This is a genomic window from Streptomyces avermitilis MA-4680 = NBRC 14893, assembly GCF_000009765.2.
GTDB classification, from domain to species: domain Bacteria; phylum Actinomycetota; class Actinomycetes; order Streptomycetales; family Streptomycetaceae; genus Streptomyces; species Streptomyces avermitilis.
This window is the reverse complement of record NC_003155.5, coordinates 4755470-4776657: the sequence shown is the minus strand read 5'-3', so window position 1 is coordinate 4776657 and position 21188 is coordinate 4755470. Positions and strand designations below refer to the sequence as shown.

Genomic DNA, 21188 nt, shown 5'->3' with positions numbered 1-21188 from the left:
CCCTCCAGTGATTGCATCTGTCCTCGTCGCCAACCGCGGCGAGATCGCCTGCCGGGTCTTCCGTACCTGCCGCGCGTCCGGAATCCGGACGGTCGCCGTGTACTCGGACGCCGACGAGAACGCCCTCCACGCGCGCGTGGCCGACGCGGCGGTACGGCTGCCGGGTGCGGCGCCCGCTCAGACGTATCTGCGCGGCGACCTGATCGTGAAGGCGGCCCTCGCGGCGGGCGCCGACGCCGTCCACCCGGGGTACGGGTTCCTGTCCGAGAACGCCGGCTTCGCGCGCGCCGTGCGGGACGCGGGGCTCGTCTGGATCGGGCCGCCGCCGGAGGCGATCGAGGCGATGGCGTCCAAGACGCGCGCCAAGAAGCTGATGGGGCTCGAGCCCCTGACGGAGGTCACGCCGCCGGACCTGCCCGTGCTGGTCAAGGCGGCCGCGGGCGGCGGCGGCCGCGGCATGCGCGTCGTGCGGGACCTCGCCGAGCTGGACGCCGAGTTGGCGGCGGCCCGCGCCGAGGCGCTGAGCGCCTTCGGGGACGGGGAGGTGTTCGTCGAGCCCTATGTGGAGGGCGGACGCCATGTCGAGGTCCAGGTGCTCGCCGACACGCACGGCACGGTGTGGGCGCTCGGCACGCGCGACTGCTCCCTGCAAAGGCGCCACCAGAAGGTGATCGAGGAGTCACCGGCCCCCGGTGTGGACGCCGAACTCACGGCGGAACTCCACGAGCTGGCGATACGCGCCGCGCGCGCCGTCGGCTACACGGGCGCCGGCACCGTCGAGTTCCTGGTCGCGGACGGGCGGGCGCACTTCCTGGAGATGAACACCCGCCTCCAGGTGGAACACCCGGTCACGGAGGCGGTCTTCGGTATCGACCTGGTCGCCCAGCAGATACGCGTCGCCGAGGGCGCGGCGCTGGAGAGCGACCCGCCACGCGCGCGTGGGCACGCGATCGAGGCCCGCCTGTACGCGGAGGACCCGTCCCGGGACTGGGCCCCGCAGACGGGCACGCTGCACCGGCTCGCCCTGCCGCGGGAAGCGGACGTCCGCCTGGACACGGGCTACACCGACGGCGACCCCGTCGGCGTCCACTACGACCCGATGCTCGCCAAGGCCGTCGCCCACGCCCCCACGCGCGCGGAGGCGGTGCGCACGCTGGCGGACGCCCTGGAACGGGCCGAGATCCACGGGCCGGTCACCAACCGCGACCTCCTCGTACGGTCACTGCGGCACCCGGAGTTCACGGCGGCCCGCATGGACACCGGGTTCTACGACCGGCACCTGACCGAACTGACGGCGCCCGCCCCGGACCCGTACGCCCCCTTGGCCGCCGCCCTCGCGGACGCCCACGGCCGCTCCCGGTTCGGCGGCTGGCGGAACCTGCCCTCCCAGCCGCAGACCAGGCGCTACCTGATGGCGGGCGACGAGCACGAGGCCCGCTACCACCACACCCGGCACGGCCTGACCGCCGAAGGGGTGCGCGTCGTGCACGCGGACGCCGGCCTCGTCGTCCTCGAAATCGGCGGCGTACAGCGGAAGTTCCGGGTCAGCCGCTACGGCGACCAGGTCCATGTGAACGCGACGGCCCTCACGGAACTGCCCCGCTTCCCCGACCCCGCCGCCCGCCAGGAACCGGGTTCCCTGCTCGCTCCCATGCCGGGCACCGTCGTCCGCGTCGCCGAGGGGCTCGCCGAAGGAGCCCGGGTGGAGGCCGGACAGCCCCTGCTGTGGCTGGAGGCGATGAAGATGGAACACAAGATCTCCGCGCCGACGGCGGGCACCCTCGGCGCCCTGCACGCCACCCCGGGCCAACAGGTCGAGGTAGGCACTCTGCTCGCGGTAGTACAGCGCGCCCTTTAGGGGCGCGGGACGGTGTCGATATGCGACTCCGTCGCGTGGGCCCGACCGGCCACAGACGTCCCGCACTCACCCCAGGAGCCTTCATGACCCGAGTCATCGAGACCGAAGAGCACCAGGCCCTCCGATCCGCCGTAGCCGCCCTCGGCAAGCGCTACGGACGCGAGTACCTCACCCGCGTGGTCGCCGAAGGCGATTACCCCGACGAACTCTGGTCCGAGACCGCCAAGCTCGGCTATCTCGGAGTCAACCTGCCAGAGGCGTACGGGGGCGGAGGCGGCGGCATCGCGGAACTCTCCATCGTCCTCGAAGAGCTCGGCGCCGCCGGCTGTCCGCTGCTCATGCTCGTCGTCTCGCCCGCGATCTGCGGCACGGTCATCGCCCGCTTCGGCACCGAGGCCCAGAAACAGCAGTGGCTGCCCGGGTTCGCCGACGGCAGCCGCAGCATGGCCTTCGGCATCACCGAACCCGACGCGGGCTCGAACTCCCACCGCATCACCACCACCGCCCGCCGGGACGGCACCGACTGGATCCTGAGCGGCCGCAAGGTCTTCATCTCCGGTGTCGACATCGCCGACGCCACCCTCGTCGTGGGCCGCACGGAGGACGCCCGCACGGGCCGGCTCAAGCCCTGCCTGTTCATCGTCCCGCGCGACACGGACGGCTTCGGGCGGCGGCCGATCGACATGGAACTCCACGGCGCGGAGAAGCAGTTCGAACTGACCCTCGACGATGTGCGGCTGCCCGCGGACGCGCTCGTCGGCGACGAGGACGCCGGTCTGCTCCAGCTGTTCGCCGGCCTCAACCCGGAGCGCGTGATGACGGCCGCGTTCGCCATCGGCATGGGCCGCTTCGCGCTCTCCAGGGCCGTCGAGTACGCCCGCGACCGCAGCGTCTGGAAGCAGCCCATCGGCGCCCACCAGGCCATAGCCCACCCGCTGGCCCAGGCCCACATCGACCTCGAACTGGCCCGCCTGATGATGCAGAAGGCCGCCCACCTGTACGACTCCGGGGACGACGTCGCCGCCGGGGAGGCCGCCAACATGGCCAAGTACGCGGCCGGCGAGGCCTGTGTGAAGGCCGTCGACCAGGCCGTGCACACCCTCGGCGGCAACGGGCTCACCCGCGAGTTCGGGCTCGCCTCGCTCATCACGGCCTCGCGCGTGGCACGGATCGCCCCGGTCAGCCGGGAGATGATCCTCAACTACGTTTCCCACCAGACCCTGGGCCTGCCGAAGTCCTACTGAGACCATCCGAGCCGTACGACGTATCGACACACGCCGAGCCGTACGAGGAGGAACCGTGTTCCGCAGCGAGTACGCAGACGTCCCGCCCGTCGAACTCCCCATCCACGAGGCGGTGCTGGGCCGGGCCGCGGAGTTCGGGGAGGCACCCGCCCTCGTCGACGCAGTGGACGGCACCACCCTCACGTACGAACAACTGGACCGGTTCCACCGGCGGATCGCCGCGGCGCTGGCCGAGGCGGGCGTCCGCAAGGGCGACGTCCTCGCCCTGCACAGCCCGAACACCATCGCCTTCCCGACGGCGTTCTACGCCGCCACGCGCGCGGGCGCGTCGGTCACCACCGTGCACCCGCTCGCCACGGCGGAGGAGTTCGCCAAGCAGCTGAGCGACTGCTCCGCCCGCTGGATCGTCACCGTGTCGCCGCTCCTGGACACCGCCCGCAGGGCGGCCGAACTCGCGGGCGGCGTCCGGGAGATCTTCGTCTGCGACAGCGCGCCCGGGCACCGCTCACTGATCGACATGCTGGCCACCGCCGCCCCCGAGCCGCGGGTCGACATCGACCCCGCGGAGGACGTCGCGGCCCTCCCGTACTCCTCGGGCACGACCGGCACACCCAAGGGCGTGATGCTCACCCACCGGTCCATCGCCACCAACCTCGCCCAGCTCGAACCGGCCGTGCCGACGGGGCCGGGCGAGCGCATCCTCGCCGTCCTGCCCTTCTTCCACATCTACGGCCTGACCGCCCTCATGAACGCGCCCCTCAGGCTCGGCGCCACGGTCGTCGTACTGCCCCGCTTCGACCTCGACACGTTCCTCGCGGCCATCGAGAAACACCGGATCACCCACCTGTACGTCGCCCCGCCGATCGTCCTCGCGCTGGCCAAGCACCCGGCCGTCGCGCAGTACGACCTGTCGTCCCTGAAGTACGTCATCAGCGCCGCCGCGCCCCTGGACGCCGACACCGCCGCGGCCTGCTCGCGACGCCTGGGGGTGCCCCCGGTCGGACAGGCGTACGGCATGACGGAGCTGTCACCCGGCACCCACGTGGTCCCGCTGAACGCCGTGAACCCGCCCCCGGGGACCGTCGGCAAGCTCGTCGCGGGCACGGAGATGCGCATCCTCTCCCTCGACGACCCGGACCAGGACCTGCCCGTCGGCGAGGCCGGTGAGATCGCCATCCGCGGCCCCCAGGTCATGAAGGGCTACCTGGGGCGCCCGGAAGCCACCGCCGCGATGATCGACGAGGACGGCTGGCTGCACACCGGGGACGTCGGGCGCGTGGACGCCGACGGCTGGCTGTTCGTCGTCGACCGCGTCAAGGAACTCATCAAGTACAAGGGCTTCCAGGTCGCCCCCGCCGAGCTGGAGGCGCTCCTGCTGACCCACCCGAAGATCGCGGACGCCGCCGTCATCGGCGTCTACAACGACGACAACAACGAGGTCCCGCACGCCCACGTGGTGCGCCAGCCGTCCGCGGCCGACCTCTCCGCGGGCGAGGTGATGATGTACGTCGCCGAACGCGTCGCCCCCTACAAACGGATCCGGCACGTCACCTTCCTCGACGAGGTGCCCCGGGCCGCCTCCGGGAAGATCCTCCGACGACAGCTGCGAGACCTGCGGGAGCACTCATGACTCTGATCGGCATCACGCGCGCGCGGGGCATCGCGACCCTCGCCCTGGACTCGCCCGGCAACCGCAACGCGCTCTCGGCCGACCTGGTCACCGAACTCGCCGACGCCCTCACCGCGTGCGGCAAGGACCCCGACGTACGCGCCGTCGTCCTCACGCACTCCGGGAACACCTTCAGCGCGGGCGCGGACCTCAGGCAGCCGCCCGACCCGGCGGCCTTCGTGGGGCTGCTGCGGGGGATCGTGGAGCTGCCGAAGCCGGTCGTCGCGCGCGTGACGGGCCATGTACGGGCGGGCGGGCTCGGCCTGCTGGGCGCCTGCGACATCGCGGCCGGCGGGCCCGGGACGTCCTTCGCGTTCACGGAGGTCCGCATCGGGGTCGCGCCCGCCGTCATCTCCATGCCGCTGCTGCCGCGCCTCGAGCCGGGGGCCGCCCGCCGCTACTACCTCACGGGGGAGCGCTTCGGCGCGGCGGAGGCCGTACGCATCGGGCTGCTGACGGCGTCCGGCGACGACGTGGACGAGACCCTGGCACCGATCCTGGACGGGCTGCGGGCGGCCGCCCCGGGAGCCCTGGCCGAGACGAAGGCACTGGTCACGGCTAGGGTGCTGGAATCCTTCGACCGGGACACCGCGGCACTGACCGCGCTCTCCGCACGGCTGTTCGCCACTGCCGAGGCCCGCGAGGGGATGACGGCCTTCCTCGAACGACGGGACCCCGCATGGGCGCTGTGAACACGGCCGACCGTGTTCCCAAGCAGGACCGCAGCCGGGCCACCCGGCAGCGCCTCCTCGAAGCCGCCGTGGCCTGCCTCGCCGAACACGGCTGGGCGGGCTCCACGGTCTCCGTCGTGGCCGAGCGCGCGGGCGTGTCACGGGGCGCCGCCCAGCACCACTTCCCGACCCGCGAGGACCTCTTCACGGCGGCGGTCGAGTACGTCGCCGAAGAGCGCTCCACGGCGCTCCGGGTGCTCTTCCCGGAGGGCGCCGCCGACCGCCGCGCCGTGGTCTCCGCGCTCGTCGACCTGTACACGGGGCCCCTGTTCCGAGCCGCCCTGCACCTGTGGGTGGCCGCGTCGAACGAGGACCAGCTCCGGCCCCGGGTCACCGAGCTGGAGGCCCGCGTCGGCCGCGAGACCCATCGCATCGCCGTCGACCTGCTGGGCGCCGACGAATCCCGGCCGGGCGTACGGGAGACGGTGCAGGGCCTGCTGGACATGGCCCGCGGCCTCGGCCTCGCCAACCTCCTCACGGACGACGCGAGCCGCCGGGACCGGGTGGTGACGCAGTGGGCGGCACTGCTGGAGGAGACGCTCGGCTGAGGGCCCGCCTCGCCTCCTCGCGAAGGGCGTTGTCAGTGGCGGCACGTAACGTGTGAATCCGGTGACGCACTGCGAGGGACAGCGGGGAGCAGGACCATGGGGGACCACTTCCAGACGATCGTCGACCTGGACGCGAGCGCCGGGGAGGCACCGGAGCTCGCCGCGCGCGTGATCGAGTGGCTCGTGACCGAGGGCATCGTCCTGGCCGAGCGGACCGACTGCGTCCTCGGCCGCCCGCTCGGTCATCCGCCGGGGCCGAACTGGCGGCGGGCGGTGGGGGAGAACCCCGACCTGGACCCGTCCGACGGTCTCGCCGTCCACACCAGGCGTACGGCTTTCGACGCCGGCCAGGGCGGCCCGGAGTCGGTGACCTGCCCGCGCTGCGGAGCGACGACGGAGCTGGCCGGCGAGGACTACGCGGACGGCGCGGACGGCGCGGACTACGAGGACGCGGCCGGGGCCGAAGACCGGTCGGAGTCGGACGAGGGCGCGGCCGACGGTGTCTGGGACCGCTTCGCCGCCGCGATCGAGGTCTGGCACGCGACCGGCGCCGCCACGGTCGCCTGCCCCGCCTGCGCGCACCCGGTCCCCCTCGCCGACTGGACGTGGAACGACGACTGCTTCGCCTTCGGCCACCTCGGATTCGAGTTCTGGAACTGGCCGGAGTTCACGTCCGGGTTCCGCGCCGACATAGCCCGCCTCCTCGACGGCCACCGCACGGCGTACGTGTGGGGCAAGTTCTGACCCGTACCTGTACCCGTACCTGTACCCGTACCCGCAGGCGTAGTTGTGCCCGTACCCGCACCCGTACAGAGACGCGACCTGTGTACGGATTGCGCCCTGCGCCCGGCTATGACCCCGGTCACATCCGTACTGCCCGCTCCGCAGTACTCTTGGCCCATGCTTCCGATGCTCGTTCGACGCCGCCACGTGGACTACGTGCGCGTCACGAGCATGGGCTGTCGGCGCTCTGCCTGACCCAGCCCCTTCGCGTGCCCGAGCCTTCGGCTCGCTCGCCTGCTTTCTGCTCTCTTCCACCGGCACCCGTGGCCCCGCCCCACCCCTCGGCGGCCGCCCGGGCACCCCGTACACCTGCGGACGCACCTCATGACGAACACGGCGACAACCCCGTCGTACCAGCGCTACCAGCAGCTCCCGATCATCGACCTCTCCGCGGCCGACCGAGGCCCGCAGGCCCGCGCGCTGCTCCACGCGCAGCTGCACAGCGCCGCCCATGACGTGGGCTTCTTCCAGCTCGTCGGGCACGGGGTCACCCAGGCCGAGACCGACGAGCTGCTGCGCGCCATGCACGCATTCTTCGCGCTGCCCGAAGCCGACCGGCTGGCGATCGACAACGTCAACTCGCCCCACTTCCGCGGCTACACGCGCACCGGCGACGAGCGCACCGGCGGCAGCCGCGACTGGCGCGACCAGCTCGACATAGGCGCCGAGCGGCCCGTACGGACACCCGGCCCCGGCGAGCCCGCGTACTGGTGGCTGGAGGGCCCGAACCAGTGGCCCGCCGCCCTGCCCGAGCTGCGCACGGCGGCCCTGGCCTGGATCGACAAGCTGAGCGCCGTCGCCCAGCGGCTCCTGCACGAGCTGCTCACCGCCATCGGCGCGCCCGCCGGCTTCTACGACCCGGTCTTCGGCGAGCACGCCCACCCGCATCTGAAGCTGGTGCGGTATCCGGGCAGCGCGGGCGACGGCGCCGACCAGGGCGTCGGCGCGCACAAGGACTACGGCTTCCTGACCCTGCTGCTCCAGGACCAGGTCGGCGGGCTCCAGGTGCAGCGCGAGGACGGGCTGTTCCACGAGGTGCCGCCGCTGCCGGGGGCCTTCGTGGTCAACCTGGGCGAGCTGCTGGAGGTCGCCACCAACGGCTATCTGCTCGCGACGAACCACCGGGTCGTGAGCCCGCCCGGCGCCACCGAGCGGTTCTCCGTGCCCTTCTTCTACAACCCCCGGCTGGACGCGCGGGTCGAGCCGCTGCCCTTCCCGCACGCCTCCACCGCGCCCGGAGTCACCGACGACCCCGCCAACCCGCTGTTCGCGGAGTACGGGCTCAACGAACTGAAGGGCAAGCTGCGCGCCCACCCGCTGGTCGCCGCCCGCCATCACGCGGAGCTGCTCACCCCCGCATGATGACGGGCACCCGCCCGGGGGACTCGGCCCGGACGGGCGCCCGTCCCCCGGTACTCAGCGCGGACGGACGCCCGTCCCCCAATACTCAGCGCGCGATGTCCTCGTAGCCCTCGATCTCCTGGGGGCCGCGCGAACCGGGGCCCACATAGCGTGCGGACGGGCGTACGAGCCGGCCCGTGCGCTTCTGCTCCAGGATGTGCGCCGACCAGCCGGCCGTGCGGGCGCAGGTGAACATCGAGGTGAACATGTGCGCCGGCACCTCGGCGAAGTCGAGCATGATCGCCGCCCAGAACTCCACGTTGGTGGCGAGGACGCGGTCGGGGCGGCGGTTGTGGAGCTCCTCCAGGGCCGCCTTCTCCAGCGCCTCGGCGATCTCGAAGCGCGGGGCGCCCAGCTCGCGGGCGGTGCGGCGGAGCACCCGCGCACGCGGGTCCTCGGCGCGGTAGACGCGGTGGCCGAAACCCATGAGGCGTTCGCCCTTGTCCAGAGCCTTCTTCACATACGCCTCGGCGTCTCCCGTCCGTTCGATCTCCTCGATCATGCCGAGGACCCGGGAGGGCGCACCGCCGTGCAGCGGTCCGGACATGGCGCCGACGGCCCCGGAGAGGGCGGCGGCGACGTCCGCGCCCGTCGAGGCGATCACACGCGCGGTGAAGGTGGAGGCGTTCATGCCGTGCTCGGCGGCCGACGTCCAGTACGCGTCGACGGCCGCCACGTGCTTGGGGTCCGGCTCGCCCCGCCAGCGGATCATGAACCGTTCGACGACGGAGTGCGCCTTGTCGATCTCGCTCTGCGGGACCATGGGCAGGCCCTGGCCGCGGGCGGACTGGGCGACGTAGGACAGGGCCATGACGGCGGCGCGGGCGAGGTCGTGGCGGGCCTGCTCGGCGTCGATGTCGAGCAGCGGTTTCAGGCCCCAGACGGGGGCGAGCATGGCGAGCGCGGACTGGACGTCGACACGGATGTCGCCGGAGTGCACGGGGATGGGGAACGGTTCGGCGGGCGGCAGGCCGGGGTTGAAGGCGCCGTCGACGAGCAGCCCCCAGACGTTGCCGAAGGAGACGTGGCCGACCAGATCCTCGATGTCGACGCCCCGGTACCGGAGTGCGCCGCCCTCCTTGTCCGGTTCGGCGATCTCCGTCTCGAACGCGATGACTCCTTCGAGTCCGGGTACGAAGTCGGACATCAGGCGGCTCCTCGTGATGTGTGCGACGGGCGGGTTCGGATGGGCACGACACGTATGGGACGGGCGGGAACGCTCTGCTGGTGTGCAACTGTCTACAGGGGTGGCCCACGGTTTCCCGCTCCCGGCTCCACGGTCGTCTCCGAAGACTCGCGGTCCGAAGCGGTCACCTCGATCTCACCCCGGTGATGCCCCGATCGGTCGGCACTCACCCAACCGGAGCGGCAGCAGCACTTTATCCCCGAGTGCCACCTTTGGGGAGAGCGTGCGGCACTCAGTGCCACCCAGTGATGAACGACACCCCGCCGGATGCCATGGCGCGTACGGCAAGATGACCACGTGACCGACCGTGACCCTATCCACGACCCCGCGGCGATGCGTGAGCACTACCGGCTGGAGGGACTCGACGAGACCGAGCTGGCCGCGCACCCGATGGATCAGTTCACCCGCTGGTTCGCGCAGGCCGCGCAGGCCGCCGCACAGGGGGTGGTGTACGAGCCGAACGCGATGGTCGTCTCCACCGCGGACGCCGACGGCCGGCCCAGTTCGCGCACGGTGCTGATGAAGCAGTACGACGAGCAGGGCTTCGTCTTCTACACCAACTACGACTCACGCAAGGCGCGCGACCTGGCCGCCAACCCGTACGTCTCGCTGCTCTTCCCCTGGCATCCGATGGCCCGCCAGGTGGTCGTCACGGGCCTCGCGCGCCGGACCGGGCGCGACGAGACGGCCGCCTACTTCCGCACCCGGCCGCACGGCTCCCAGCTCGGCGCCTGGGCCAGCGCCCAGTCCTCGGTGATCTTCTCCCGCGCCGAGCTCGACGCGGCGTACGAGCAGTTGGGCGTCCGCTACCCCGAGGGCGAGCAGGTCCCGGTCCCGCCGAACTGGGGCGGCTTCCGCATCGCCCCGCAGACGGTCGAGTTCTGGCAGGGCCGCTGGAACCGCCTCCACGACCGCCTGCGCTACGTGGCCGAGCCGGACGGATCCTGGCGGGTGGAGCGACTCAGCCCCTGAGACCCCGGCCCCCGGCGGGCGCCGCCACCGACGCCCCCGCCTCCAGCGCCGCCGCCCCCCGGAAGGTTCGTCAGCCCAGCACCGCCGCCTCTTCGGCCGGCCCGCTGGTGGTCTTCTCGATGCTCGTCTGGCCGATCCTGCAACTGGCCACGACGTACTACACCCCTCTGGTTCGTCGCCGGCGTCCGCCTCCCGCACTTCGCGCTCCCGACGGCGGTCCAGGCGATCGGGGCGGTCTTCCCCCTCACCGGCAGCCTGATGCTGGCGGCCGCGGCCGTGATCCTGCGGGTCGGGGAGTCGCGCGCCCAACGCACCGGAAAACTGAGCCTGGCGTAGACGGCGACGAACGCAGACGACCCGCGAGCTCGGGTTCCTGCGCCTGACGGCGGAGGAGCCGGCCGGACGTACCGGCGAGCTCGCGGGTCGGGTGACTGCTGGAGATTGGGCCGGCTGCGCGCTGATGTCACGCGCTGGTCCGGCACCGCACTGGATGTGGTGACGGGCCGCTAGCCCGCAGCCACCTCACGCGTCCGGTTTGCATACATCTGCCGAACCACCTCCTCTCTCGTGTACACCACACACTAAGAACCGATCGGGCATCGCTCAAGCGCTTTTTTCGAAGGTTGCCGCACGGGCTCCCGGGGCACGGGCAGGAGAGTCGGCGGAGGAGCTCCGGCGGAGGGGATCCGGCGTACAACGTTTCGTCCAATCTTTCGGGAACAGGATGTGGGCTGGGTCACGTTCCAGTTGAATGAAGGCGAGTGAGCGAACTGACGCGCCGTACGTGCGGACGCAGCCTGCAGGGGGTCCAGGTGAGTGCTTCCCGGCGTAGTGGGACCACCGACGAGCTGGGGCCCGACGGGCCCGATCCCGAGCGGGACGGGCCCGACGGGGCGGACCTGCTTGCCGCGCTCCTGGACGGGATGGACGCGGCGTTGTGCGCGTTCGATGCCGACGGCGTCGTGACGCACTGGAACCGGGAGGCCGAGCGGATCCTCGGCTGGACCGCCGCCGAGGCCGTGGGGCGCCGGGGGTTCGCCGGCTGGGCCGTACGGACCGCCGACGCCGAGGACGTCGAGGCGCGGCTGATGACCGCCATGCAGGCCCCCGGCCGTCAGGTGCACGAGTTCGCGCTGCTCACCAAGGACGGCGGCCGGGTGCTCGTACGGACCCAGTCCGCGGCCGTGCACGGGCCCGACGGGAAGCCGGCCGGGGTGTACTGCGCCTTCAGTGAGGTGCACACCCAGATCGACCTCGAGCGGTCCATCGCCCTGAGTGAGGCGCTGTTCGAGGACGCGAGCTGGGGTGTCGTGCTCGTCGACGCCGACCTGCGGCCCGCGGTGGTCAACGCGCATGCCGCGCGGGCGCTGGGCACCGGGCGCACGACGGTGCTCGGGCGGCCGCTGGGCGACCTGCTCTCCCAGGGGGTCGAGGAGCTGGAGAGCGCCCTGACCCATGTGCTCGCCGAAGGGGCGCCGCCCGCGCCCGCCGAGATGTGGGTGAGCGTGCGGACCGCCGAGGGCGAGAAGCGGCGGTGCTGGCGCAGCGGGTTCCTGCGGCTCGCCTCGCCGCTCGCCGAGGAGCCCGTACCCCTGGGTGTCGGCTGGCTCTTCCAGGACATCACCGAGGCCAAGCAGACCGAGCAGGAGGCGGCGCTGCTGCGCTTCCGCACCAACCAGCTGCACCGGGCCGCGCGGGCCGCCGCCGAGTGCGAGGACCCGGGGGAGGCGGCCACCGTCCATCTGGACTTCTCGCTCGCCGGGTTCGCGGACCACGCGTTGATCGACCGGGTGGCCGGGGGCCCGGTGGCGGACGGCGACAGGGACGGGGACGGACCGCCGGTGCGGCTCGTACGGGCCGCCGACACGCCCTCGGGGGCGCCCGGACCGAGCCTGCTCGTCGGGAAGGCGGAGCTGCCCGTGTGGTACGCGGAGGGGCATCCGGCGTTGCAGTGCGTGGAGCGGGCCGGGTCCGTGCGGGCCAGCGCGGGGGTGTCCGACGCGGAGCGGGCGCGGGAGTGGGCCATCTCGCGGCAGTGGCCCGGGGACGCGGTGCACGCGCTGTGCGCGGTGCTGCGCAGCCGGGGGCGGACGCTCGGGGTGGTGACGTTTCTGCGGGGGGCCGGGCGGAGCCAGTTCGAGCGGGCCGACGCGGTGTACGCGGAGGACGTGGCGGTACGGATCGCCGCCGCGTTGGACCTGGCCGGGCTGGCCGGGCTGGCCGGGCCGGCGGGGGAGCGGTAGGGGGTGGCCCGCGCCGACTCCGGTCGGCGCGTGGGACTCGGCCTCAGCGGCGGTAGAAGATCCTGTCGCCGTACTCGCGCATCACCCGGTCGTTCCAGTCGTGGCCGCCGTCCACGTTGCCCGACCGCAGGAGCGGGGGTTCGATGCCGCGGTCGGCCAGCGTGCCCGCGGCCGTGGCCATGACCGCCTGGAGCAGAGCCGTCGTGACGACCGTCGACGCGGGGGCGAAGGGGGCCTCGATCGTGTCCAGGGTGAGCTCCGCGTCGCCCACCGCGATCCTCGAGTCGAGGACGATGTCGCAGTGGTCCTTCAGATACGTGCCGGAGACGTGGCGTGACCTGGTCTGCGAGGCGTAGGCCACGGAGGTCACGCCGATGACCTTGACCCCGAGCGCACGGGCGTTCATCGACATTTCCACAGGGAGGGCGTTGCGGCCGGAGAGCGAGATGATCACCAGTACGTCGCCGGAGCGGACCGGGCTCGAGTCGAGGACGGCGCTCGCGAGGCCGTCGACGCGCTCCAGGGCGGAGCCCAGGGTGGCCGGCATGACATCGACGCCGACGACGCCGGGGACGGCGAGAAGGTTCATCAGGGCCAGGCCGCCCGCGCGGTAGACGAGGTCCTGCGCGGCGAGGGAGGAGTGCCCGGCGCCGAAGGCGAACAGGCGGCCCCCGTCGGCGACCGTGTCGGCGATGAGGGTGCCGGCGGCCGCGATGGGCTCGGCGTCCTCGTCCCGCACGCGCTGGAGCAGGCCGATCGCGGCGTCGAGGAACTGCTCGGCCAGCTTGCTCTCGCTCATCGGCGAAGCCCCTTCGAAGTCTCGTCAGCGTCGACGCGTCGCGGATCACGTTGCGGTCTGGACCAGCGCGCTGTCAATACGGCCCGCGGGCCCGTACAGCCGCAGAAGGCGGTCTTGACCGTGTGGTTGCGACGGCGCGGCACGGTTGTCAGTGGTATGCGTCAGAATTGAATCCAGGGCCAGCGCACGCGCCGGAAGCCGTCGAGTCTCCGGCAGAGCTAATCGAGGGGCACGAATGTCCGGACTGATCGACACCACGGAGATGTATCTCCGCACCATCCTCGAGCTGGAGGAGGAAGGCGTGGTCCCCATGCGCGCCCGCATCGCCGAGCGGCTCGACCAGAGCGGGCCGACGGTGAGCCAGACCGTGGCGCGGATGGAGCGCGACGGCCTGGTGGCGGTGGCCAGCGACCGCCACCTGGAGCTCACGGAGGAGGGCAGGCGGCTCGCCACGCGCGTGATGCGCAAGCACCGCCTCGCGGAGTGTCTCCTCGTCGACGTGATCGGTCTGGAGTGGGAGCAGGTGCACGCCGAGGCGTGTCGCTGGGAGCACGTGATGAGCGAGGCGGTCGAGCGCCGCGTCCTGGAGCTGCTGCGCCACCCGACCGAGTCGCCGTACGGGAACCCGATCCCGGGCCTGGAGGAGCTGGGCGAGAAGGACGGCGCGGACCCGTTCCTCGACGAGGGCATGGTGTCGCTGGCCGAGCTGGACCCGGGCGCGGACGGCAAGACCGTGGTCGTGCGGCGCATCGGCGAGCCGATCCAGACGGACGCGCAGCTGATGTACACGCTGCGGCGGGCGGGCGTGCAGCCCGGCTCCGTGGTCAGCGTGACGGAGTCGCCGGGCGGCGTCCTCGTGGGCAGCGGCGGCGAGGCGGCCGAGCTGGAGGCGGACGTGGCCTCCCACGTCTTCGTCGCGAAGCGCTGACCCGGGGCGGCCCGCGGCGGCATCGGACGCTCCCGGTGTCCGAACCGACCGCGCTTTGCGCGTAGTTGACCGTCTGTTGACTGTGCGGAATCGCAGCGCATCTCCGGGTTGCGTGCAAGTCTGTCCCTGTGCGGGAAGGGGGCGGGCATATGCGCCGCAGAAGTGTCGAGGGCCCCGGCGCCCTAAGGCGCCGGGGCCTGTCCTCCCCCGTGCTGACCCGGAGCCCCGAGCTCCCAGGGTCATTCCCCGCGGACCGTTTTCCCCGAGCGGTCCGCCCCCCGTTGAAGATCTCCCCTCGGCGACGGCGAACAATCCCCGGGAGAGGTCACTCGAACGAGGGGTGTTGTCGCCAGAAGCAGCATTTTCGAATAGCTATTCGATAGCGTGAGGGGTGTGGGGGGCATGAGGGTGACGAACCCCGCGAGGCGCGCGCTGTAACAACCGGCGCGAGTAGTAATGGCGCGAGCAGTGAGCAGCAACCAGCAGGAGCAGCGGAACGACAGCGGCAGAACAGCCGTACGACAGCCGTACGACAGCGGTGGACCGGTCGGCTCGACGCGGGAGCGAGCGGTCCGAGCGGAGCCAGGGGGGTGCCAGGACTATGGTGCGGCGCATCGATGTGACCGGTGCGGGCGGCGTACGCCTCGCGGCCTGGGAGTTCGCCGATCCTCCCAAGAACGGGGAGAGCGAGCGAACGCCGGGCGTGCTGTTACTGCACGGCCTGATGGGCCGAGCATCACACTGGGCGTCGACCGCCCGCTGGCTCTCCGAGCGGCACCGGGCCGTCGCCCTCGACCAGCGAGGCCACGGCCAGAGCGGGAAGCCGCCAGAGGCGGCCTACACCCGTGAGGCCTACGTCGAGGACGCGGAGGCCGCCCTGGAACAGCTGGGTCTCGCCCCGACCGTCCTCATCGGTCACGCCATGGGCGCCCTGACCGCCTGGCAGCTCGCCGCCAAGCGCCCCGACCTGGTCTGCGGTCTGATCATCTGCGACATGCGGGCGTCCGCGCTCGGTGCCGCCTCCCAGCGCGAGTGGGAGGACTGGTTCAAGGCCTGGCCCGTCCCCTTCGCCACGCTGGCCGACGTACGCAAGTGGTTCGGCGAGGACGACCCCTGGGTGGAGCGTCCGAACCCGTCGCGCGGCGAGTTCTACGCCGAGGTGATGCACGAGTCCGACGACGGCTGGCGTCCCGTCTTCGAACCGGAGCAGATGCTGAAGTCCCGCCAGACCTGGGTGTACGACGCGCACTGGGAGGAGCTGGCACAGGTCCGCTGCCCGGCGCTGGTGGTCCGGGGCCTGGACGGCGAGCTGGGCCGGGCCGAGTCCCAGGAGATGGTGCGGGTGCTGCCGTACGGGCAGTACGCGGAGGTGGCCGAGGCGGGCCACCTCGTGCACTACGACCAGCCGGAGGCGTGGCGCGCAGCGATCGAGCCGTTCCTGGACGGAGTCCTGGCGCCTTGACCCGCACGGGCCGTGGCTGACTGGCCTGCACGGGCCGTGGCTGACTGGCCCGCACGGGCCGTGGCTGACCGGCCCGCACGGGTCCTGGCTGACTGGCCTGCACGGGACCTGTCCGACCGGCCCGCACAAGCCCCGGCCCACACTCCGGCGGCCACCGCCGGGGCCACCTCTTGCCGACCGCCGCCGGGAGTCATCCTTTGCTGACCGCCGCCAGGATCTCCGGCAGCCGCCGTGCCGTCCGTGGTGCGGCGAGCCGGAGTCCGAGCAGCGTGAGCAGGGCGCCGTACGCGGCGCCCACCGGCAGCAGCAGCCAGGTCCACTCGCCCCCGCCCGCGGCCACGTTCAGCCAGATGGTCAGGATGATGACGGGGGCGCTCAGCAGTGCCGCCGACACCATGCCGCCGAAGATCGAGATCCAGGCGAGCCCCGCCTGCCCGGGCGCGACGTTCTTGTAGCCCTCCTGCGGGATGGAGTACGGGAAGCGCGCCGACGACCACGCCCCGGTCGCCAGCATCGCCCCGAGCAGCGCGAAGGACAGCCCGAGCACCTCGGGCAGCCGGGGCCAGTCGCCGAGCATCGCGGTCGTCAGGACGCACACGAGCGTCGCGTACGGCAGGGTGATCACCAGCAGGGCGAGCGCACGCCCGCGCAGCTCGGCGTAGGCGTCCCGGGTGGACGAGATCGTCATCGCGACCATCCAGAACGCGGAGGTGTCCTGCCCGAACTGGTTGTACATCTGGATGCCGAGCATTCCGGCCGCGAAGCACGCGAAGTAGATCGAGCCGGTGCCCTGGAGCGCGTTGAACACCGGCACGATCAGCCCGATGGCCAGCGACGTCGCCCAGGCCGCCTTGGTCTTGGGATCGCGCCAGACATAGCGCAGGCTGCGCTCCATGACGGTCCCGGTGCGGCCCGCGGGCAGCAGCCGGCCGAGCCCCGAGGACCGCCCCGCCCTGTCCCGCCCGGGTTCGGCGGCCTGGAGTGTCGACCCGTCCGGCGAGGTCATCAGCCTGGTCAGACTGCGCGACCAGAGCGCGAGCAGGCCCACCAGCGCCAGGGCGCTCAGCACGAGTTGGGCGACACCGGCCCCGTACCAGCCCCGGCTCACCGAGTCGACCGCGCCGATCGCCGCCGCCGGCGGCACCCAGCGCAGTACGTCCGCCGCCGGGTCGAGCTGTGACAGCCCGCCGGCCGACCCCAGTCGCTGCGCCCCGAAGTTGACGAGCTGCGCGCCGATCGCGACCACCAGTCCGCTCAGCACCGCCAGATCGCGGCCCTTGCGGCTGCTCAGCAGACGGATGTTGGCGGCGGCGACGGCCCGGGCCAGCGCCACGGAGCCCAGCAGGGCCAGCGCCACGCCGACGACCGCGGTGACGCATGCGGCCGTGCCGTGCGCCACCGAGACCGCGGAACCGGCCAGCAGACACAGCGTGAACAGCGGCCCGATGCCGACCAGCGAGGCCGCGAGGAGCGCCCTGATCAACGGCCGGGGGCGCAGGGGCAGCATCACCAGGCGGGTGGGGTCGAGCGTCTCGTCGCCGCTCGGGAAGAACAGCGGCATCACGGCCCAGCCGAGCGCCAGGACCGCCACGAGCAGTACGGCGACGGCGGGGGCGTGTGTGGTGCCGCGCAGCGCGATCAGGCCGAGCAGCTGGAGGCCGGCGAAGGGCAGGACGAGGACGAGGGAGGTGACGTACGCGGCCCGCCGCCCGGCGGACTGCCGCAGCCCGTTCCTGAGGAGCGACAGCTTCAGCCGTACGACGACCGAGGTCAGGGAGGGCGTACTCGTCGGGTCGGCCGTACTCGTCGGGTCGGCCGCGCTCACCGGGCGCCGCCGCCCAGCCAGTCGAGGTCGGTGGCGGCGGCGCGGCCGTTCGCGCCGACCAGTTCCAGGAACGCCTGCTGGAGCGAGGGGGCGCTGCCGCGGACTTCCGCGAGCGGGCCGTGTGCGCGGATGCGCCCCGCGGCCATGACGGCCACCCAGTCACACAGCGATTCGACCAGCTCCATGACGTGGGAGGAGAAGACGACCGTGGCGCCGGAGGCGGTGTAGCGCTCGAGGACGCCGCGGATGGTCTGCGCGGAGACCGGGTCGACGCCTTCGAACGGCTCGTCGAGGAAGAGGACTTCGGGGTTGTGGAGGAGGGCCGCGGCCAGTCCGATCTTCTTGCGCATACCGGTCGAGTAGTCGACGACGAGTTTGTGCTGGGCGCCCGCGAGGTCGAGGACGTCGAGGAGCTGGGCGGCCCGTTTGTCGACCTCGACGCCGGGCAGGCCGCGCAGTCTGCCCGTGTAGCCGAGGAGTTCACGTCCGGAGAGCCGCTCGAAGAGCCGGAGTCCCTCGGGCAGTACGCCGATCCGGGCCTTCACCGCCACCGGGTCCTGCCACACGTCGTGGCCGACGACCTCGACGGCGCCCTGGTCGGGGCGGAGCAGCCCGGTGACCATGGACAGGGTGGTGGTCTTCCCGGCCCCGTTCGGCCCGACGAGGCCGACGAACCGGCCCGCGGGCAGTTCCAGATCGACTCCCGCGACGGCGATCTGCTCCCCGAACCGCTTCCAGAGCCCCCGCACGCGTACGGCGGGCACATCCACCACTGCTCCCTCAGCCATGTAGGCACCCTAAGGGCGAGTGTGCCCCCTCAGGGGCGCGTGGCCGGGACATCCTGCGGCTTCGCGAAGCGGGCGCGACAAGCCCCCGACGACCCGCTCGGTCCGTACCTGTCCGTACCTATCTGTACCTGCCTGTACCTGCCCTTACGGGTCTATACAGTCCCGTACCGTCTCATATCGTTCTATGCGGATCTGCGTGCGAGGCGGTCCGCAGGGCTATCGTTCCCGTCCGCACGCGTACGCGAGGGGCGAGATCAACTCCTCCGCATCCGGCAGCCAGCGGTTCGCGGGCGTCGGTCGGCAGGCCCACTGGACGGCACCCCGGGAGCCGTAACGGGTGGGCGGGGCGGCCACGTACATGCCCTCGCCGAGCGCGACGAGGTCGAGGGAGGCGGGCGGCCAGCCCAGCCTGCGGACCAGGTCGGGGATCTTCACGGCGGCCCCGGGGAGCACGAAGAACTGCATGCGCCGGTCCGGTGTGCAGGTGACCGGGCCGAGCGTCAGCTCCATGCGTTCCATGCGCGCGAGCGCGAGGAAGCCGGCGGTCTCCGGCACGTCGATCGCGTCGAACGTGCGCCCGGTGGGCAGCAGGATCGACGCGGTCGGCTGCTTCGCCCACATACGGCGCGCGACGGTCGCGCTGCCCGTCGCCTGCGTGGCCCAGTCCTCGCGCGCCGGGTGCGCGCCGGGCACGGCGCACGCGGCGTCCCCGCACGAGCAGCGCGGCACCCCCTCGACGGCTTCCAGCCAGGTCCCGGCGAACACGTCCCAGTGGCGTTCCTCGGCGTAGCGGACGGCGGTGTCCTGCAGCGATTCGCCGCGCTGCTTCGGGATTTGGGCGGCCTGAGGCCCCGCGATGGTCTCTTCCACGAGGAACTCAACTCCAGCCGTCACCTTGGGTTACGGCCGGCGCGTGCGCGGGGGAGGAGCATCGATTCCGCACGTGGGGCGCATGGATGCACGTGTGGGGGCGCGCATGGGCAACGACAGCGGCCGGTGGGTAACCACGTGGGGGGTCGGGCAAGCGTCCTTACCCCGGCAATCCTCGCATGTCTCGCATCTTCGGTATGTCCGCGGGGCATTGATCTTCATGGCCGACTTCTTTTGTTCGTTCCGGCGGGGAACCGGCCACTGAGGACACGTCAACTCGGTGCGTGGGCAGGCACCGCAGCCACAGGGGGTACGCCATGGCCGCAAGGCCTCTCGTAGCCAGGCAGCCGAACGAACGGCTCCAGGCGCTCATCCAGGAAGCGGGCTGCTCGAACGCCGGGCTGGCCCGCCGGGTCAACATGTGCGGCGCGGAACACGGTCTCGATCTGCGCTACGACAAGACGTCCGTGGCCCGCTGGCTGCGTGGACAGCAGCCACGGGGCCGGGCTCCGGCGATCATCGCCGAGGCGCTCGGCCGCAAGCTGGGGCGCACGGTCACGATCGACGAGATCGGCATGGCCAACGGCAAGAACCTGGCGTCCGGCGTGGGCCTGCAGTTCTCGCCGACCGTCCTCGGCGCCATCGAGCAGGTGTGTGAGCTGTGGCGCAGCGACGTCGGCCGCCGGGACTTCCTCTCCGGCTCCTCGGTCGCCGCCTCGGCGCTGGTCGAGCCCAGCCGCGACTGGCTGATCTCCGTGCCGGACTCGCAGGTGGCGCGGTCGGCCGGCCCCCGGGTCGGGATCTCGGACGTGGCGGCGGTGCGCGCGATGACCCAGGCCCTCGTGGACCTGGACCACACGTACGGCAGCGGGCATGTGCGCCCGGTCGTCGTGCACTACCTCAACAGCGTCGTCTCGGGGCTGCTCGCGGGGTCGTACCGCGAGGCGGTCGGGCGTGAACTGTTCGCGGCGGTCGCACGGTTGACCGAGCTCGCCGGGTACATGGCGATCGACACCGGGCAGCCGGGCCTCGCCCAGCGGTACTACATCCAGGCGCTGCGGCTCGCGCAGGCGGCCGGGGACCGCGGGTACGGCGGATATGTGCTGGCCGCGTCCATGAGCCACCTGGCCGCTCAGCTCGGCAACCCGCGGGAGATCGCGCAGTTGGCGCGGGCGGCGCAGGAGGGGGCACGCGGGCGCGTGACACCCCGTGCGGAGGCGATGTTCTACGCGGCGGAAGCGCGCGGGCACGCGTTGATGGGCGACGCGCGGGCGGCCCAGGTGGCGTCCGGGCGGGCGGTCACGGCGCTGGAGTCGGCGGACCCCTCGTCCGGGGACGACCCGGCGTGGATCGCCCACTTCGACGAGGCGTATCTGGCCGACGAGTTGGCGCACTGTCACCGGGACCTGGGACAGGCGGAGGCGGCGGCGCGGCGCGCGGAGGAGTCCCTGGCCGGGCACCCCGAGTCGCGGGCGCGCCGCCGTGCCATCGGATATGTGCTCCTCGCCACAGCGCAGGTGCAGCAGCGCGAGGTGGAGCAGGCGTGCCACACGGGGCTGCGGGCGGTCGAACTCCTCGGCACCCTGCGGTCGAACCGCGGCGCGGAGTACCTGGACGACCTCCAGCAGCGCCTGGAGCCGTACCGGGACGAGCCGGTGGTACGGGAGTTCGGGGCGCGCATGGAGTTGCAGGCGGCGGCGTGAACGTACGGCCGGCGAGGAGGTGAACGGAGGGGAAACGCGTGCGCCGGTGACGGAAGGAGGCATGTATAGCGCACGGCGGGGCGGATTCGTTACCGCGGTCACAGGGGCGGACGTCTCGTCCTGTGCTGCGTGGCATCGGGTCGTGGAGACCCGGTAGCGTGAGCCGACGATTCCGAAG

Annotated in this window: 17 protein-coding genes; 12 read left to right on the top strand and 5 right to left on the bottom strand. The window is 72.3% G+C overall.

The features are described 5' to 3' along the window. Positions 1–7 precede the first annotated feature (7 nt). The 7 genes from SAVERM_RS19970 to SAVERM_RS19940 all read left to right on the top strand — a co-directional run bounded on the left by SAVERM_RS19970 (position 8) and on the right by SAVERM_RS19940 (position 8195). Positions 8–1858 (top strand): acetyl/propionyl/methylcrotonyl-CoA carboxylase subunit alpha, encoded by a 1851-nt coding sequence (locus SAVERM_RS19970; protein ID WP_010985297.1) that lies wholly within the window; start codon positions 8–10, stop codon positions 1856–1858. Between the two features lie 83 nt (positions 1859–1941). Continuing rightward, entirely contained in the window at positions 1942–3102 is a 1161-nt protein-coding gene (locus SAVERM_RS19965; protein WP_010985296.1) for an acyl-CoA dehydrogenase family protein, read from the top strand. A 55-nt stretch (positions 3103–3157) separates the two neighbouring features. Then, complete coding sequence (locus tag SAVERM_RS19960) at positions 3158–4732, top strand: 4-coumarate--CoA ligase family protein (RefSeq protein ID WP_010985295.1); 1575 nt, start codon at positions 3158–3160, stop codon at positions 4730–4732. Then, complete coding sequence (locus SAVERM_RS19955; protein WP_010985294.1) at positions 4729–5463, top strand: enoyl-CoA hydratase family protein; 735 nt, start codon at positions 4729–4731, stop codon at positions 5461–5463. Before SAVERM_RS19960 ends, SAVERM_RS19955 begins: the two co-directional genes overlap by 4 nt. Next, on the top strand, positions 5451–6050 hold the full coding sequence (locus SAVERM_RS19950) for a TetR/AcrR family transcriptional regulator (RefSeq protein ID WP_010985293.1): 600 nt from the start codon (positions 5451–5453) through the stop codon (positions 6048–6050). Before SAVERM_RS19955 ends, SAVERM_RS19950 begins: the two co-directional genes overlap by 13 nt. A gap of 96 nt (positions 6051–6146) precedes the next feature. Continuing rightward, a complete protein-coding gene (locus SAVERM_RS19945; protein ID WP_010985292.1) occupies positions 6147–6794 on the top strand; it encodes a hypothetical protein in 648 nt (215 codons plus the stop codon). Positions 6795–7157: 363 nt separating this feature from the next. Further along, positions 7158–8195, top strand: a complete 1038-nt coding sequence (locus SAVERM_RS19940) for an isopenicillin N synthase family dioxygenase (RefSeq protein ID WP_010985291.1) — start codon at positions 7158–7160, stop codon at positions 8193–8195. An 85-nt stretch (positions 8196–8280) separates the two neighbouring features. Here SAVERM_RS19940 and SAVERM_RS19935 read toward each other — a convergent pair whose 3' ends face one another. After that, entirely contained in the window at positions 8281–9381 is a 1101-nt protein-coding gene (locus tag SAVERM_RS19935; protein ID WP_010985290.1) for a citrate synthase 2, read from the bottom strand. A 336-nt stretch (positions 9382–9717) separates the two neighbouring features. Between SAVERM_RS19935 and pdxH the strand changes: the two genes are divergently transcribed. Further along, positions 9718–10392 carry a pyridoxamine 5'-phosphate oxidase gene (gene pdxH, locus SAVERM_RS19930; RefSeq protein WP_010985289.1) on the top strand — a complete coding sequence of 225 codons (675 nt, stop codon included), beginning with the start codon at positions 9718–9720 and terminating at the stop codon, positions 10390–10392. A gap of 812 nt (positions 10393–11204) precedes the next feature. After that, a complete protein-coding gene (locus tag SAVERM_RS19925; protein WP_010985288.1) occupies positions 11205–12635 on the top strand; it encodes a PAS domain-containing protein in 1431 nt (476 codons plus the stop codon). 43 nt (positions 12636–12678) lie between these two features. Here the strand turns inward: SAVERM_RS19925 and SAVERM_RS19920 are convergent, their stop codons facing one another. Next, complete coding sequence (locus tag SAVERM_RS19920; RefSeq protein ID WP_010985287.1) at positions 12679–13434, bottom strand: SIS domain-containing protein; 756 nt, start codon at positions 13432–13434, stop codon at positions 12679–12681. Positions 13435–13669: 235 nt separating this feature from the next. On the opposite strand from SAVERM_RS19920, the gene SAVERM_RS19915 reads away from it, so the two are divergent. Then, on the top strand, positions 13670–14362 hold the full coding sequence (locus SAVERM_RS19915; RefSeq protein ID WP_010985286.1) for an iron-dependent transcriptional repressor DtxR: 693 nt from the start codon (positions 13670–13672) through the stop codon (positions 14360–14362). Positions 14363–14963: 601 nt separating this feature from the next. Then, complete coding sequence (locus tag SAVERM_RS19910) at positions 14964–15824, top strand: alpha/beta fold hydrolase (RefSeq protein ID WP_037644693.1); 861 nt, start codon at positions 14964–14966, stop codon at positions 15822–15824. A gap of 190 nt (positions 15825–16014) precedes the next feature. On the opposite strand, the gene SAVERM_RS19905 is transcribed toward SAVERM_RS19910, so the two are convergent. The 3 genes from SAVERM_RS19905 to SAVERM_RS19895 form a co-directional block, all read right to left on the bottom strand. Then, positions 16015–17649 carry a hypothetical protein gene (locus SAVERM_RS19905; protein WP_010985284.1) on the bottom strand — a complete coding sequence of 545 codons (1635 nt, stop codon included), beginning with the start codon at positions 17647–17649 and terminating at the stop codon, positions 16015–16017. Then, the gene (locus SAVERM_RS19900; RefSeq protein WP_010985283.1) at positions 17646–18437 is read right to left on the bottom strand and encodes an ABC transporter ATP-binding protein; all 792 of its coding nucleotides are present in this window, start codon (positions 18435–18437) and stop codon (positions 17646–17648) included. The genes SAVERM_RS19905 and SAVERM_RS19900 overlap by 4 nt, the downstream gene beginning before the upstream one ends. A gap of 216 nt (positions 18438–18653) precedes the next feature. Further along, positions 18654–19307, bottom strand: coding sequence for a bifunctional DNA primase/polymerase (locus tag SAVERM_RS19895; protein WP_010985282.1), 654 nt, complete (start codon positions 19305–19307; stop codon positions 18654–18656). A gap of 317 nt (positions 19308–19624) precedes the next feature. Between SAVERM_RS19895 and SAVERM_RS19890 the strand changes: the two genes are divergently transcribed. Beyond that, a complete protein-coding gene (locus tag SAVERM_RS19890) occupies positions 19625–21010 on the top strand; it encodes an NsdA family TPR-like regulatory protein (protein WP_010985281.1) in 1386 nt (461 codons plus the stop codon). The last annotated feature ends 178 nt before the right edge of the window (positions 21011–21188 follow it).